Origin of the sequence: Tabrizicola piscis, assembly GCF_003940805.1 — a bacterium.
GTDB classification, from domain to species: domain Bacteria; phylum Pseudomonadota; class Alphaproteobacteria; order Rhodobacterales; family Rhodobacteraceae; genus Tabrizicola; species Tabrizicola piscis.
In genome coordinates, this window is record NZ_CP034328.1 from 2,908,562 (window position 1) to 2,922,975 (window position 14,414).

A 14,414-nucleotide genomic window follows, 5' to 3' on the forward strand; every position below is an offset into this window, starting at 1 on the left:
GGAGGGTTCGGATGGGACGGCTGTCAACGCATGTGCTGGATACCGCGACAGGCAAGCCTGCGGCGGGCGTGAAGATCATGCTGTACCGCATTTCAGGGCAGAGCCACCGGAAGATCAAGGACGTGGTGACAAACGCCGACGGGCGGACGGACGGGCCGCTGCTGGAGGGCGGGGACCTGACCGCAGGCAGCTATGAGCTGGTGTTCTGCGCCGGGGACTATCTGCGGGCCAGTGGTCAGGCGGGCGACGGGGTGTTGTTCCTGGACGAAATCCCGATCCGCTTCGGCGTGCCGGATGCGGGCCAGCACTATCATGTGCCGCTGCTGCTTTCTCCTTTCGGGTATTCGACTTATCGCGGATCATGACGCGCGGGTCGTGACTCGGGGGCGGTGAATCGCGGGTCGTGAAACGGTTACTTGCGGTTGTCTGCAAGACAGGGTTTGCTGTCGCGGTCAAATTTCCGGTTGGGAGAATCGCATGTTTCGGATGACGTCTTGCTTCGTGGCGCCCGCTTTTGTCGTTTTGATGGGGGGTACCGCCCATGCAGCGCTGACGGCGGATCAGGTCTGGCAGTCCTGGAAGGACGCCGCAGCCACAGTCGGGCTGGAGGTGACGGCCGCCACCGAAAACAGCGATGGCGGTGTGCTGACGCTGAACGGCGTGTCGATCGCGCCCACCGGGACCCCGGGGATCACGATTTCCGACATGGTGCTGACCGAAGCGTCGGATGGATCGGTGGTGATCGAGCCGGGCGCGGACATCGGGCTTGACCTTGCGGGCGAGACCAAGGGGTCTGCCAAGGTTGTCCATGAAGGTCTGGTCCTGACCGCGCGTGAGGCGGAAGGCGGCGTGGCCTATGACTTTACCGCCGACAAGCTGGATGTCGTCTATGACACCACCTATCCGGGCATGACCTTTGACGGTTCGGCCGCGCCGGATGTGGCGTCGAAGGGGACGGTCACCTTGGCCGATGTTTCGGGCACCTATTCCGATACGCCCGGCACCAACCGCACTTTCGGCCTGGATATCGCGGCGGGGATGATGGGCTATGACACCAGCCTTGATGACCCGTCCCTGTCGCTGAAGCAGCAGACCAAGAGCGAGACGGCGGATATCTCGGTTTCGTTCGATCTGGCGCTGCCGTCGTCGATGCAGCTGGGGTCCATGGAGTCCGCGACCGATTTCGGGACCGCGCTGCAAGAGGGCCTGAGCGTCAGCTTTGCGTCGACCCAGGGGGCGACCAGCGGGTCGATGAATCAGGAAAGCGACGTCATGCCGATGAGCTTCACCATCGCGGCAGGCGGTGGGGAATCTTCGGGCGTGCTCAACAAGGACGCCTTCAGCATCAAATCGACCGGCACCGGAATGGAGATTGAAACCTCGTCCGCGATGATGCCGGCGCCGATCAAGGTGACGTCGGGGCCGATCGAGTTTGCCATGACCTCGCCGGTGATCGCGACGGACGTTGCTGGCGATTTCGGGCTGGTGATGAAGCTGAGCCAGTTCAGCGTGAACGAGGAAGCCTGGGCGATGTTCGACCCGACAGGCGCGCTGCCGCGCGATGCGGCAGATCTGGCGATTGATATCTCGGGCAAGACCAAGATGGACATCCCGGCGATGATCGAGGCGAATGAGACGGGTGGCATGCCGCCGACGCCTGCGCCGGAATCGCTGAACATCACCGAGATGACGCTGAAGGTCGCCGGGGCGGCGCTGGCCGGGACCGGGGCGTTCACCTTCGACAACTCGATGGGCGTGCCGATGCCGATTGGTGAGGCGAATGTGACCGTGACTGGCGCGAATGCGCTGATCGACGGGCTGATCGCCACGGGCCTTGTCACGCAGGAAGATGCGATGGGCGCGCGGATGATGATGGGGGCCTTCATGTCGCCGGGCGCGGCCCCGGATGAGCTGACCTCGAAGATCGAAGCCAAGCCGGGGTTCGAGATCTATGTGAACGGTCAGCGCATCCAGTAAGGAGCGCCTTTCGGGCACGGCAGGGGCGGGGCTTCGGTCCCGCCTTTTGCATGTGCAGGGTGCTTTGGCCTAGAGGGCAGCCATCGCGTGCCGCAGGTCTTCGCGGATCTGGTGGGTCATCCATTCGGTGAAGAGCTGGACCTTGGGGTCCTTGAGCCGCCGATGCTGGCTAAGGGTGGACAGTTGCACCGGCAGGGGCGGTGTTGCCGTGGCCACCGGCACCAGAGCGCCCGAGCGCAGGTGGTCTGCCACCTCGAACAAAGGTTTCAGCACAATTCCGCGGCCATCCAGCGCCCAGCCGGTCAGCACATCGCCGTCATCGGATTCGAACGGGCCGGAAATTTCAAACCGGCGCGGGCCTTCGGGGGTCAGGAGGGTCCACTGGAATTCCTTGGCCCCGGGATAGCGCAGGTTCAGGCAGTCATGGCGATCCTGCACCAGGGCCGCACCATCGGCGGGCATGCCGCGCCGGGCGATGTAGGCCGGTGCGGCGCACAGGAGGCGCGGGCAATCGGCGATGGTGCGGACCTTCAGCGTGCTGTCTTCCAAAAGGCCAAGGTGGAAGGCCACGTCGATGCCTTCGGTCACCACGTCGATCCCCCGGTCTGACAGGCGCAGGCGCACGTCGATCTGGGGATACAGGTCCTTGAAGGCCGGAACGCGGGGCGCGATCAGGCGGCGACCGATGCCCAGCGGGGCGGCGATGAAGATCGTCCCGCGCGGGTTTTGGGTCACGTCCATGACGGCGGCCTCGGCCTCGTCTATCGCCTCCAGCACGCGGCGGGCGCCGTCGTAGAAGATGCGGCCATTCTCGGTCGGTTGCAGGCTGCGTGTGGTGCGGCTGAACAGACGCACGCCAAGATGCTTTTCAAGGTCCGAAATCCGGGCCGAGGCGACGGCAGGCGACGTGCGCTGATCGCGGGCAGCGGCGGACATGCTGCCCAATTCATAGACACGAACGAACATGCGGATGGTGTTGACGTAAGACATCTGGCGGCCATTCTTCGGCACGGGTTGAAAGTGATGCGGGGTTTCTATGGATTATCAGAAAGGTCATCGGCAGGATAGCATTTTGACAAAGTCCGGGGAGGCGTGTGGATGTTTGACGTCGCAGTGATGTGGGAATGGATCGAGATCGCGGTGCGCTGGCTGCATGTGATCACGGCGATTGCCTGGATCGGGTCCAGCTTCTATTTCATCGCGCTGGACCTTGGCCTGCACCGCGACCGCAACCTTGCCTCGGGTGCCGATGGCGAGGAATGGCAGGTCCACGGCGGGGGGTTCTACCATATCCAGAAATACCTCGTGGCGCCCGCGTCGATGCCCGACCATCTGGTGTGGTTCAAGTGGGAAAGCTATGCGACCTGGCTGTCGGGGGCGGCGCTGCTGGCGCTGGTCTATTACATGGGGGCCGAGCTTTACCTGATCGACCCCACGGTGCTGGAGCTGACGACATGGCAGGCGGTGGGAATTTCGGTGGCGTCGCTGGCCTTTGGCTGGGTGATCTACAACACGCTGTGCAAGGTCTTTGTGAACGCCAACCAGACGCTGCTGATGCTGGCCCTGTTTGCCGTGCTGGTCGGGATGAGCCTCTTTTACACCCATGTTTTCAGCGGCCGGGCGGCGCTGCTGCATCTGGGAGCCTTCACCGCCACGATCATGAGCGCGAATGTGTTCTTCATCATCATGCCGAACCAGCGGATCGTGGTGGCTGATCTGAAGGCGGGGCGGAAGCCGGACCCGAAGTATGGCAAGATCGCCAAGCAGCGCAGCACGCATAACAACTATCTGACACTGCCGGTCGTGTTCCTGATGCTGTCGAACCATTACCCCCTGGTCTTTGCGACACCATGGAACTGGCTGATCGCCAGCCTTGTCTTCCTGATGGGAGTGACGATCCGGCACTGGTTCAACACCCACCACGCCCGCAAGGGCAACCCGCACTGGACATGGGCGCTGACGGCGCTGCTGTTCATCCTGATCGCCTGGCTGTCCGCCGCGCCGATCAAGACCGTGGAGGGCGAGGCGGCGCTGCGGGGCGAGGCCCTGCGTCTGGCCAGCGCCGAGGGGTTCGAGGATGTAGTTGGCATCGTGCAGGGCCGCTGTTCGATGTGCCATGCGGCCGAACCCGGCTGGGACGGCGTGCCTTGGGCACCCAAGGGCGTGGTGCTGGAAACCGAGGCGCAGATCGCGCATGAGGCGCGGCGGATCTACCTGCAATCGGGCGTCAGCCATGCGATGCCGCCGGGCAACCTGAGCTATATGGAACCCGAAGAGCGTGCGGCCATCGTGCGCTGGTTCCGGGGGGTAGGGGCGGAGGATCCGGTTTAGGGCGCAAAACTTTTCGAAAAGTTTTGCAAATTCCTTCGAAGGAATTTGGCTCAGCCCTCGGTCCTGCCTTCGCTCTCGCGGTTCTGCGGGTAGTGCCGTATCCCCTGAAACTCGGGCAGCCAGCTTTCGCGGCGGGTGGTCCAAAGCTCATAGGTCGGGCGGAACTGGTCGGGGGCGTCCAGCGCGCCAAGGTTCACCTCGACCTCATCCCCGCTGCGGCCAAAGACCGGCGATCCGCAGGCGGGGCAGAAGTGGCGGCCGCGAAAGCTGTGCGTTTCTCCGGTGAAGGTGACGGCATCGGCAGGGAAGATGGCCGAGGCGTGAAACAACGCGCCGTGATGCTTGCGGCAGTCAAGGCAGTGGCACATCCCGACGCGGTAGGGCTGACCGGTTGCCACAATCCGCACTGCGCCACACAGACAGCCACCCGTGACCTGACCCACCCTTAGTCCCCCAGTTTGGCGTGAACCTCATCCAGATCCACCGGACCTTTTGGCAGCTTCCGTCCCGGATTGTCGAAGTCGTAGCGGAACAGCTGGAAATCGCGTTTGTAGATTTCCCACATCAGATGCATCGACAGATCGTCGAAATAGGCTTCAACCGGGTGGGCGCGTTTCGGGCCGTGGCCTTCGCTTTCGTTGAAGCGGGGGATTTGCGCCAGATCGACCGGATGCGCCACGGTGATGTTTTCGAGCACGGTTTGCATGCCGGCATTGAAATCCTCGGTGAAGAGGATGTGGTTGTAGCGCCCGCCGTTGACGATGAAGGTCGACACATGCCCCGCCATCGCGGACCAGTGGATGTCAGGCTCCATCGGTTTTTTCCAGCGGATCGTGTCGCGGGCGAACAAGAGGAAGCGGCGGAAGCTGGCGATCTGGTCGAACTCCTGCTTGCCGTCGTCGCCGCCGACCTCGACCCCGTATTTCTGCACAAGAAGTGGCACGAGGTTGCCCCGGTAGCGTCTGCCGTTGCGCTGGATGCCGCAGATCTTGTCGAAGAACGAGGACAGGATCCGGGTATAGGGATTGCGGACGCAGGTGAAGGCATAGGTCTGGCGCGCGCGCACGGCGCGTTCGATCTTTGGCTGGCTGGCTTCAAGGGCCCATTTGTGCAGGCCCGTCGTGGCGTCGTGAATATCGCCGTCGAAAAAGCTCCCGTGGTCAGAGTAGAACATGATCTGTCCGATGGTCGAGCAGGCGCATTTCGGCACGACCCGGTAGACGACGCTTTCGCTTTCCGTCATCCAAGTACCGGGAAATCCCATGCAACAACTCCTTTCGCGTTCAGCACAAAAGCGACACATGCCAAGGTTGAGGCAATCAATCAGACAAGTTCGGCCTTTTCAAGGAAGCTTGGGACAGTTTACGGAGACGGGCATGACGTTACGGAGACGGGCATGAGCCGCAAAGCAACAGCACGGGCCCGATGACAACGATTGCCTTCATCCTTCTGTGCCACAAGGATCCGGAGGGGATCATCGCGCAGGCGCTGCGGCTGACGGCGGCGGGGGACTGCATCGCCATCCATTTCGATGGCCGGTCCAAGCCAGCGGAGTACGACCGCATCCGCAGCGCGCTCGCCGGCAACCCACAAGTGACCTTCACCAAGCGCCGGGTGAAATGCGGCTGGGGCGAATGGAGCCTGGTCGCCGCCACGCTTGAGGCCTTGCGCGCCGCGGTGGATGCGTTTCCGGGGGCCACGCATTTCTACATGCTGTCGGGCGACTGCATGCCGATCAAGACAGCCGAGCATGTGCATCAAAGGCTGGAGACCGAAGACGCCGATTTCATCGAAAGCTTCGATTTCTTCGCCTCGGACTGGATCAAGACCGGGATCAAGGAAGAGCGGCTGATCTACCGGCACTGGTTCAATGAACGGCGGCAGAAGGCGTGGTTCTACCGGTCGATGAATCTGCAACGGCAGATGGGTCTGGCGCGCAAGGTGCCTGCCGATCTGCGCATCCGCATTGGCAGCCAGTGGTGGTGCCTGCGGCGGCGCACGGCCGAGGCGGTGCTGGCGTTCATCGACAAGCGCCCGGACGTGACACGTTTCTTCCGCACGACATGGATCCCGGACGAGACGTTCTTTCAGACCATCGTGGCGCATCTGGTGCCGGACCGCGAAATCCGGTCGCGGACGCTGACGTTCCTGATGTTCACCGATTACGGGATGCCGGTGACATTTTATGACGATCACCACGATCTGCTTTTGGCGCAGGAATACCTGTTTGCCCGGAAGATCAGCCCGGATGCCCTGACTCTGAAGGAACGGCTGGGCACGCTTTATGTCGAAACCGGGCGCAGTTTTCCGACGACGGCCGACGGGCGGCGGCAGTTCGAATTCCTGACGGGGCGTGGCAGGGCAGGCCGCCGCTTTGCCCCCCGGTTCTGGGAGACGGAAACCAGCGTTGGCCGGGGGCGCACGCTGATGCTGGTGACCTGCAAGAAGTGGCATGTGGCCAAACGGCTGGTTGACCGGGTGCGCGCGGCCACGAACCTGCCTGCGGTGGACTATCTGTTCAACGAAGAGGCGACGGCGCTGCCGGACCTCGGCGGGATTGAGACGACGTTGGAAAAGCGGATGCGCCACCGCCGCGCGCTGGTGCGGATGCTGTTTGATTACTGGGAAACCGACCGGTTGATCCTGTGCGTCGATCCGGCCAGCACTGAACTTATTCAGGATTTCTACAGGGATCGTGCCAAAGTGCGGCTGCTGGAAATCGACTGCGGCTTTTCCGACGACTACCTTGTCGGCCATGCCCGACGCGTGGGTCTGGCGAGTGCGAACACCCCCCCGGCGGCGCTGGCGCAGCTGTTGCCGACGATCCGCTACGATGTCCGCTTTGAAAGCGACCGCTTGCGTGACATGGACCTCGCAGGTCACCATCGGATGCGCGAGGGTGCAAGCGTCGAGGAGAACGCACAGGCTTTGGCCGAGTTTCTGGGCATCCCGCCCGACATGGCGCGACAGATTGCGGCAACCGATTATCTATTCGTGGATTGACGAGCATGAGCTGGACATACGACCCGACCAACATCTTCGCCCGCATCCTGCGCGGTGAAATCCCCAACCGCACGGTGATGGAGACCCCGCATACGCTGGTGTTCCACGACATTCGCCCGCTGGCGCCGGTGCATGTGCTGGCGATCCCCAAGGGGGCCTATGTGTCGCTGGACCATTTCGCGGCCGAGGCGGCCGAGGTCGAGATCATGGATTTCCACCGCACGGTCGCCAAGACCTGCGCGATTCTGGGGCTGACTGGGCCGGACGGGTTTCGCGCGATCACCAATGCCGGGGCGCATGGCTTGCAGGAGGTGCCGCATTACCACCTGCATATTCTGGGTGGCCGGGTGCTGGGGCGTCTGGTCGAGCCTGAGTGATTGCGCAAGCTTCGGGTCGCTTCGGCGGCCCGGACTGCGGCATCCTTCCGGAAAGTGGAGGATGCGATGCGATTTGTGGCGATACCAACAGATGTGGCCCGGCACTATCAGGCAGGCGGGGCCGATGCCAATGGGCAGGTGCCGGAACGTCAGATGTCAGACGGTGGCGGCAACCCGTGCCGGCATTGCCTGAAGCTGATCCCGGCGGGAGAGGCGATGCTGGTGCTGGCGCACCGCCCCTTCCCCAAGCCGCAGCCCTATGCCGAGGTGGGTCCGATCTTCCTGTGCGCTGCGGCCTGCGACCAGGGTGGCGGAGAGGGCCTGCCGGAGATCCTGGCCTCGACCGATTACATCGTGCGGGGCTACGGGGATGATGACCGGATCGTCTATGGCACGGGTGGGGTGGTCGAGACAGGGGCCCTGATGGCGCGGGCCGAGACGCTGTTGCAAGAGGCCCGTGTGGCCTATGTGCATGTGCGGTCAGCCCGCAACAATTGCTTTCAATGCCGGATCGACCGCTAGGTTCGGGCGGTTTTCTGGCGGAGCGGCGTGCCGCCGCAAGTCTGTTCTCTTGGGCCTGCGCCAGGGCGCAGACCCAAGGGCGCGGGGGGCGCTGCCCCCCATGAGGGGCCATGGGCCCCTCATCCCCCCGGGATATTTTTGCAGAAAGGAAAGTCTGGGGGTTGGATTGGTTGGGGGTCAGCCTGAGGGGCTGGTCAGTGTAGGGGTGCTTGATCGTTGGGGTGGGTTTCATCCCAGGTTTTGAGCCAGCGCTTTGGGGCGGCCTCGCGCCATTGGCGGATCAGTCGGGCGCGGGCCCAGTCTTCGTCGATCCGGCCGGCGCGGACCAGCACCAGATTGTGCGGCGCATAATGCGGATGCAGGAAGAAGGTGTCGGGGTCGGCGGTCATCAGCATGTCGCGTTCATCGCGGCTGGCCTTGAAGACGGCGGCGTCGGCGTAAGGCGACCACCAGCACCACATCTTGCCATGCGCCTTGAGGCATTCGTTGCCCCAGGGGTGGTCGATCGTGACCATGGGCAGGTCCAACGCCAGAGCGAAGGCCTTGAGGGTTGGCCAGTCGGGGATCAATGGGCTTCGGCCCAGTTCCTGCCTTGGCCCGCTTCCACTGCGAGGTGGACTTGCAGGCTGACGGCGGGGGCGGAGGCTTGCTCCATCACCTCTTTGGCGATGGGGATCAGGGTGGCGGCCTGATCTTCGGCGACTTCGAAGAGAAGCTCGTCATGGACTTGCAGCAGCATCCTTGCGTCAAGGTGGGCGATGGCTTTTGGCATGCGGATCATCGCGCGGCGGATGACGTCGGCCGCTGTCCCCTGAATGGGCGCGTTGATCGCGGCGCGTTTGGCAAAGCCTGCGCCGGGGCCTTTGGCGTTGATTTCCGGGGTGTTGATTTTCCGACCGAACAGGGTTTGTACATGGCCATTTGCCTGCGCGAATTTGACCGTATCGGACATGTAAGTCTTGATGCCGGGGAAGCGTTCGAAATAGCGGTCGATGAAGCCTTGGGCTTCCGCGCGGGGAATCCGCAGGTTGCGGGCAAGGCCGAAGCCGGAAATGCCGTAGATGACGCCGAAGTTGATCGCCTTGGCCTTGCGGCGGATGTCGGAGGTCATCTGGTCGAGGGGGACGTTGAACATCTCGGACGCGGTGAGGGCGTGGATGTCGATGCCGTCCTCAAACGCGCGGCGGAGTTCGGGGATGTCGGCGATATGGGCGAGGATGCGCAGTTCGATCTGGGAGTAGTCGAGGGATACGAGAACCCGGCCCGGCGGCGCCACGAAGGCCTCACGGATGCGGCGGCCTTCTTCGGTGCGCACGGGGATGTTCTGCAGGTTGGGGTCGGTGGAGGCGAGACGCCCGGTGTTGGCGCCCGCGATGGAATAGCTGGTGTGGACGCGGCCGGTATCGGGGTTGATCGCCAGTTGCAGCGCGTCGGTGTAGGTGGATTTCAGCTTGGCGATCTGGCGCCAGTCGAGGATGCGTGCTGCCAGCTGCGCGCCGGTGGGGTGGTCGTCCAGCGTGGTGATGTCTTCGAGAATGTCCGCGCCAGTGCCATAGGCGCCGGTCTTGCCCTTTTCCCCGCCGGGGATCTGGAGGCGGTCAAACAGGATCTCGCCCAGTTGCTTGGGCGAGCCGACGTTGAACTTTTCGCCTGCGATGTCGTGGATTTCCTCCTCAAGCTGGACAAGCTTTTGCGCGAAGGCGTTGGACATGCGGTTGAGGGTGTCGCGGTCGACCTGGATGCCGGCCATCTCCATATCCGCGAGGACCGGGACGAGGGGGCGTTCGAGGGTTTCGTAGACGGTGGTGACGCGGGCGCGATGCAGTTGGGGTTTCAGGTGCTGCCAGAGGCGCAGGGTGACATCCGCATCTTCGGCGGCGTATCTCACTGCGTCGTCGATGGCGACCTTGTCGAAGGTGATCTGCGATTTGCCTGAGCCGAGCAGGGTCTTGATCGGGATCGGCTGGTGCCCAAGGTAGCGGTCGGACAGTTCGTCCATGCCGTGGTTATGGATTCCGGCGTGCATCGCGTAGGACATGAGCATGGTGTCGTCGAAGGGGGTGATGCGGACCCCGTGGCGGGCGAAGATCTTCCAGTCGTATTTCATGTTCTGGCCGATTTTCAGGATGGCCGGATCTTCGAGGATGGGTTTCAGCGCGGCAATCGTGGCGGTCAGGTCAAGCTGGCCTTCGGCAAGCGCAGTCGCGCCGAACAGGTCGCCGCCGCCAGTGGTGTGGCCAAGCGGGATATAGGCGGCCTTTCCAGCATCGACGCAGAGTGAGATGCCGACGAGGTCGGCGCGCATCTCATCAAGGCTGGTGGTTTCGGTGTCCACCGCCACATGGCCGATGTCGCGGATATGGGCGATCCAGCGGGCAAGGGCGGCCATGTCGCGGATGCATTCGTAGGCGGCGTGGTCGAAGGGCAGGCGAGGCTCGTCGTTCGACTGCGTCTCCTCCTCTCGCGCGGTGACTTGCAGCTGTGAGGTTTCGGGCATGGACGGGGGGGCGATGCCCAGCTTGTCGGCCACGCGTTTGGTAAGGGTGCGGAATTCCATCTTGGTCAGGAAATCCATGACCTTTTCCGCTTCCGGCAGGTGGATTTCGAGGTCCGACAGCGTGACGTCCAGCGGCGTGTCGTCCTTCAGCGTCACCAGATCGCGGGACAGGCGGATCTTGTCGGCATTGTCCAACAGCGCCTCGCGCCGTTTGGGTTGCTTGATTTCGCCCGCGCGGGCCAGAAGCGTATCAAGGTCGCCGTATTCGTTGATGAGGAGCGCTGCGGTCTTCAGGCCGATCCCGGGCGCGCCGGGGACGTTGTCGACGCTGTCGCCCGCAAGGGACTGCACGTCGATCACCCGGTTCGGGGGGACGCCGAATTTTTCCATCACCTCATCGGGGCCAATGGCCTTGGTCTTCATCGGGTCGAACATGTCGATCCCGGGGCCGACAAGCTGCATCAGGTCCTTGTCGGAGGAGATGATGGTGCAGGACCCGCCCGCCTTGACGGCCTCACGCGCGAGGGTGGCGATGATGTCGTCGGCTTCAAAGCCTTCGGTTTCAAGGCAGGCGACGTTGAAGGCGCGGGTGGCTTCGCGGGTCAGCGGAAACTGGGGGCGCAGGTCTTCGGGGAGTTCCGGGCGGTTGGCCTTGTAGTCGGGGTATAGCGTGTTGCGGAAGGTCAGCGAGGAATGGTCGAAGACGACGGCAAGGTGGGTTGCCGCCTTGCCGTTCGAGGCGCGCGAAAGTTCGTTCCACAGGATGTTGCAGAACCCCGCGACCGCGCCAACGGGCAGGCCATCGGACTTGCGCGTCAGGGGCGGAAGCGCGTGATAGGCGCGGAAGATGTAGGCCGAGCCGTCGATGAGATGAAGGTGGTGGCCTGCGCCGAAGGTCATGGTTTGCAACCCCGTGGCTTGCTGTCAGACGCAGTCATGCCATGAACTTTGCCCGCATGCCACCCGCTGCGGCACCGGGCGAGACATGAAAAGGGCGGCACCCTAATGGTGCCGCCCCAATCGTTCATCTTCTGTCGAAGATTTAAAGCTGTGCTGCTGCGTCGCACACGGCGCGAAGCTTGGCCTCATCGGCCATGAAGCCCGCTTCGGCCATTTCTTCGGTGGGCTCGACGCCCGCGCCAGCTTCGCCAGTGGATTCGACGGCCGGCTCTTGCGGGACGTCTGCCGTAGCAGCTGCGTCATCGCCTTCGGTCGGTTGCACGCCTGCGCCCGCATCGCCGCCGGATTCCGTCATCGGCTCTTGCGCGCCGCCAGCGGTTTCTGGCGGGACATCGGTCCCTGTCGAGGGTTCAACGCCCGAACCGGCGTTACCGGACGAGTCCGACATGTCCGCCTGGAAGTTGACGCCGATGGCTTGGCAACGCTCGCCCAGAGCGCCTTGGTCTTCCGGGCTGAGGGCGTCCCAACCGGTCTGGATTTCTTCGGGCGACCGCATCATCGACATGCTGTCATCGCTGAAGAAAGCAGGCCCGACGCGGGACGACAGCGACGTTCCGTCGGTCGCGGTCTGTGCGAAAGCGGGTGCAGCGATCAGCGCGATTGCGAGAGGGGCGAAAAGTTTCATCTTTGATCTCCAGGTTGCTGATGGCAGGCGGGTCCAGTTGCCACGACCGCATCCACAAAGCCGGGCGCGAAGCGCCCAACATCGGATACCGGCCGGCATTGGCATGAAGGATCGTTGTGCCGTTGGGTTGTGATGAACAAACCCGACACCCTTGGTTTCGTTCCGCGGGCTTGCCCGGTGGTCTGGAGATCGGCAAGATCCTGCTTGCGGCCTGTTTGGCAGCCGTCAGACGCGGGCGACTTGTCGGGGTTGGCAGAAGTTGCTGACGAAGGACGGCGCGGCGCGTTCGTCCGGCCAAATGGCTGGCAGCTAGTGGTCGTCGTGCGCGTGGTCGCGGTCGATCACATAGCGCTTGTCGCAGTAGCCGCATTCAACCCAGCCGGTATCCTGCGGGATCGTCAACCAGACGCGGGGATGGCCCAAGGCACCCTCGCCCCCGTCGCAGGCCACTTTCCAGGTGGTGACAACTTGGGTTTCCGGCGCTTCGATTGGCATTTGGGGGCTTCCTGTTCTGGCTTCGCATATTCTAGCGGCTGAGGCCGGGCGGGCACAAGGGGAGGCTGCGGCCTGCTCGCGTGCACGGTGCGGTATTGGAGCCCCAGCCTGCGCCGCGTTACCCGCCGATCGGCTGCCCGCGCGACTTCAGCGCTGTCAGCCAGCCAAGGCCCTGCGCCGTGCCCTTTGCCGGGCGGTATTCCGCCGCGATCCAGGTTTCCGGGCAGTGCTGGTCCACATCATCGCAAAGGTCGGGCAGAGAAAAGCCGCCGCCACCGGGTTCGTTGCGGGCGGGGAAACCGGCGATCTGGACATGGTTGATCCGGTGGCGGTGATCGGCCCAGACCAGACCTGCATCGCCATGGAGCCGGGCCGCATGCCACAGGTCGAACTGCAGCCCGATCCTTGGGTTGGCAAGGTCATCCAGAATGCGGGCGGCCTGATCGTAGTCGTTCAGGAAATAGCCCGGCATGTCGTCGGGGTTCAAAGGCTCGATCGTCAGCACAAGATCAGGCGCTTCGGCCAGCGCCCAGGCGAGGTTTTCGGTGTAGCATTGTTCCGCCTGCGGGCCCTTGGCGACCCCGGCCATCACATGCAACCGCCCCGCCTGCAGGCGGGTGGCATAATCGGCGGCGCGCAGGAAACTTTCGCGAAAGCGCAGTTCCATCCCCGGAACGGCGGCAAAGCCGCGGTCACCGCTGCCCCAGTCACCGGGGGGTGTGTTGATCAGCGCCAGTGGCAGGCCTGCCAGGGCACGTTCCCAATCCGCCATGGGGTTGTCATAGGGAAACAGCACCTCGACCCCGTCAAAGCCGCAGCGTGCCGCCCAGTCGGGGCGGTCAAGCATCGGCACTTCGGTGAAGAGAAGGGTCAGGTTCGCGGCGAAACGGGGCATGAAGGGCAGCGGCCTTTCAGGGCAAGTCTGTGCATGTGTCGGTGCAGTTTCTCAGGACAGGTCGGCGGGCAGTTCTGACGACGGGATGACCGGGAAGAACTGGCCCGAGGACCACACACCAAACCAATCCTGCCCGTCGTAGGCGTGATGCGACCCAAGATCAACCAGCCGATAGAAGGTTTTGCGGTCGATCAGGGCCCAAAGGTTGGACCTGACCAGCACATAGGGCGACGGCTCACCGGTTGAGGGGTCCCGCTCCACCCGCAGCGGGTGGTCGGGGCCGAGGGTTGCCGTATCCTCGGTCTTGGTGGTGAAAGTCAGGGTCTGGTCACGGCCTTCGCCGGTTGCGTCGAAATCGACGGCAAGCAGCGGGGCGTCGTCAACGGTGATGCCGACCTTTTCCACCGGGGTGACAAGGAAATAGGCATCGCCTTCCCGTTTCAGGATCTGCGAGAACAGTTTGACCAGTGCGGGGCGACCGATGGGCGTGCCAAGGTAGTACCAGGCCCCGTCGCGCGTGATGCGCATGTCGATGTCGCCGCAGAAGGGCGGGTTCCACAGATGGACCGGGGGCGGGCCCTTTTTGGTGGCGGCCTTGGCGGCGGCAGCGAGGGTATCGGCGGTGGTCTTGGTCATGTGCGCAATGTAATGGTCTTGGCCCAAGGTGCAACGGGGGGCGGGTTGGCGCCGCCTGGTGGGGCGCGGGCAAATCTTTTCGAAAAGATTTGCAAA

At 63.5% G+C, this 14,414-nt stretch carries 15 protein-coding genes; 6 read left to right on the forward strand and 9 right to left on the reverse strand.

The features are described 5' to 3' along the window. The first annotated feature begins 11 nt into the window (after positions 1-11). Together uraH and EI545_RS14195 are read left to right on the forward strand one after the other, a co-directional pair. Entirely contained in the window at positions 12-365 is a 354-nt protein-coding gene (gene uraH / locus EI545_RS14190; protein WP_125326079.1) for a hydroxyisourate hydrolase, read from the forward strand. A gap of 160 nt (positions 366-525) precedes the next feature. Then, on the forward strand, positions 526-1,977 hold the full coding sequence (locus EI545_RS14195) for a DUF2125 domain-containing protein (protein WP_164517302.1): 1,452 nt from the start codon (positions 526-528) through the stop codon (positions 1,975-1,977). A 69-nt stretch (positions 1,978-2,046) separates the two neighbouring features. Here the strand turns inward: EI545_RS14195 and EI545_RS14200 are convergent, their stop codons facing one another. Then, positions 2,047-2,967, reverse strand: a complete 921-nt coding sequence (locus EI545_RS14200; protein WP_125326081.1) for a LysR family transcriptional regulator — start codon at positions 2,965-2,967, stop codon at positions 2,047-2,049. A 108-nt stretch (positions 2,968-3,075) separates the two neighbouring features. Between EI545_RS14200 and EI545_RS14205 the strand changes: the two genes are divergently transcribed. Next, positions 3,076-4,308: a urate hydroxylase PuuD gene (locus EI545_RS14205; RefSeq protein WP_125326082.1), complete on the forward strand. Its 1,233-nt coding sequence runs from the start codon at positions 3,076-3,078 to the stop codon at positions 4,306-4,308. Positions 4,309-4,358: 50 nt separating this feature from the next. Here the strand turns inward: EI545_RS14205 and EI545_RS14210 are convergent, their stop codons facing one another. Together EI545_RS14210 and EI545_RS14215 are read right to left on the reverse strand one after the other, a co-directional pair. After that, positions 4,359-4,751, reverse strand: a complete 393-nt coding sequence (locus EI545_RS14210; RefSeq protein ID WP_125326083.1) for a GFA family protein — start codon at positions 4,749-4,751, stop codon at positions 4,359-4,361. Between the two features lie 2 nt (positions 4,752-4,753). After that, positions 4,754-5,572: a sulfotransferase family protein gene (locus EI545_RS14215; protein ID WP_125326084.1), complete on the reverse strand. Its 819-nt coding sequence runs from the start codon at positions 5,570-5,572 to the stop codon at positions 4,754-4,756. 161 nt (positions 5,573-5,733) lie between these two features. On the opposite strand from EI545_RS14215, the gene EI545_RS14220 reads away from it, so the two are divergent. The 3 genes from EI545_RS14220 (at position 5,734) to EI545_RS14230 (ending at position 8,210) form a co-directional block, all read left to right on the forward strand. Beyond that, positions 5,734-7,311: a DUF5928 domain-containing protein gene (locus EI545_RS14220; protein ID WP_125326085.1), complete on the forward strand. Its 1,578-nt coding sequence runs from the start codon at positions 5,734-5,736 to the stop codon at positions 7,309-7,311. Positions 7,312-7,316: 5 nt separating this feature from the next. Beyond that, positions 7,317-7,688 carry an HIT domain-containing protein gene (locus tag EI545_RS14225; RefSeq protein ID WP_125326086.1) on the forward strand — a complete coding sequence of 124 codons (372 nt, stop codon included), beginning with the start codon at positions 7,317-7,319 and terminating at the stop codon, positions 7,686-7,688. A 66-nt stretch (positions 7,689-7,754) separates the two neighbouring features. After that, positions 7,755-8,210, forward strand: a complete 456-nt coding sequence (locus tag EI545_RS14230; RefSeq protein ID WP_125326087.1) for a DUF1203 domain-containing protein — start codon at positions 7,755-7,757, stop codon at positions 8,208-8,210. Between the two features lie 194 nt (positions 8,211-8,404). Here EI545_RS14230 and EI545_RS14235 read toward each other — a convergent pair whose 3' ends face one another. The 6 genes from EI545_RS14235 to EI545_RS14260 form a co-directional block, all read right to left on the reverse strand. Then, positions 8,405-8,779: an MmcQ/YjbR family DNA-binding protein gene (locus tag EI545_RS14235; RefSeq protein ID WP_125326088.1), complete on the reverse strand. Its 375-nt coding sequence runs from the start codon at positions 8,777-8,779 to the stop codon at positions 8,405-8,407. Further along, positions 8,776-11,607 (reverse strand): DNA polymerase I, encoded by a 2,832-nt coding sequence (polA, locus tag EI545_RS14240; protein ID WP_125326089.1) that lies wholly within the window; start codon positions 11,605-11,607, stop codon positions 8,776-8,778. The genes EI545_RS14235 and polA overlap by 4 nt, the downstream gene beginning before the upstream one ends. Before the next feature lie 142 nt (positions 11,608-11,749). Then, positions 11,750-12,292, reverse strand: coding sequence for an ICP22 family protein (locus EI545_RS14245; RefSeq protein WP_125326090.1), 543 nt, complete (start codon positions 12,290-12,292; stop codon positions 11,750-11,752). A gap of 309 nt (positions 12,293-12,601) precedes the next feature. Beyond that, on the reverse strand, positions 12,602-12,787 hold the full coding sequence (locus EI545_RS14250; protein ID WP_125326091.1) for a zinc-finger domain-containing protein: 186 nt from the start codon (positions 12,785-12,787) through the stop codon (positions 12,602-12,604). A gap of 118 nt (positions 12,788-12,905) precedes the next feature. After that, positions 12,906-13,682: a hydroxypyruvate isomerase family protein gene (locus tag EI545_RS14255; protein WP_125326092.1), complete on the reverse strand. Its 777-nt coding sequence runs from the start codon at positions 13,680-13,682 to the stop codon at positions 12,906-12,908. A 51-nt stretch (positions 13,683-13,733) separates the two neighbouring features. Next, positions 13,734-14,318 carry a DUF1285 domain-containing protein gene (locus EI545_RS14260; RefSeq protein ID WP_125326093.1) on the reverse strand — a complete coding sequence of 195 codons (585 nt, stop codon included), beginning with the start codon at positions 14,316-14,318 and terminating at the stop codon, positions 13,734-13,736. Positions 14,319-14,414: the final 96 nt, after the last annotated feature.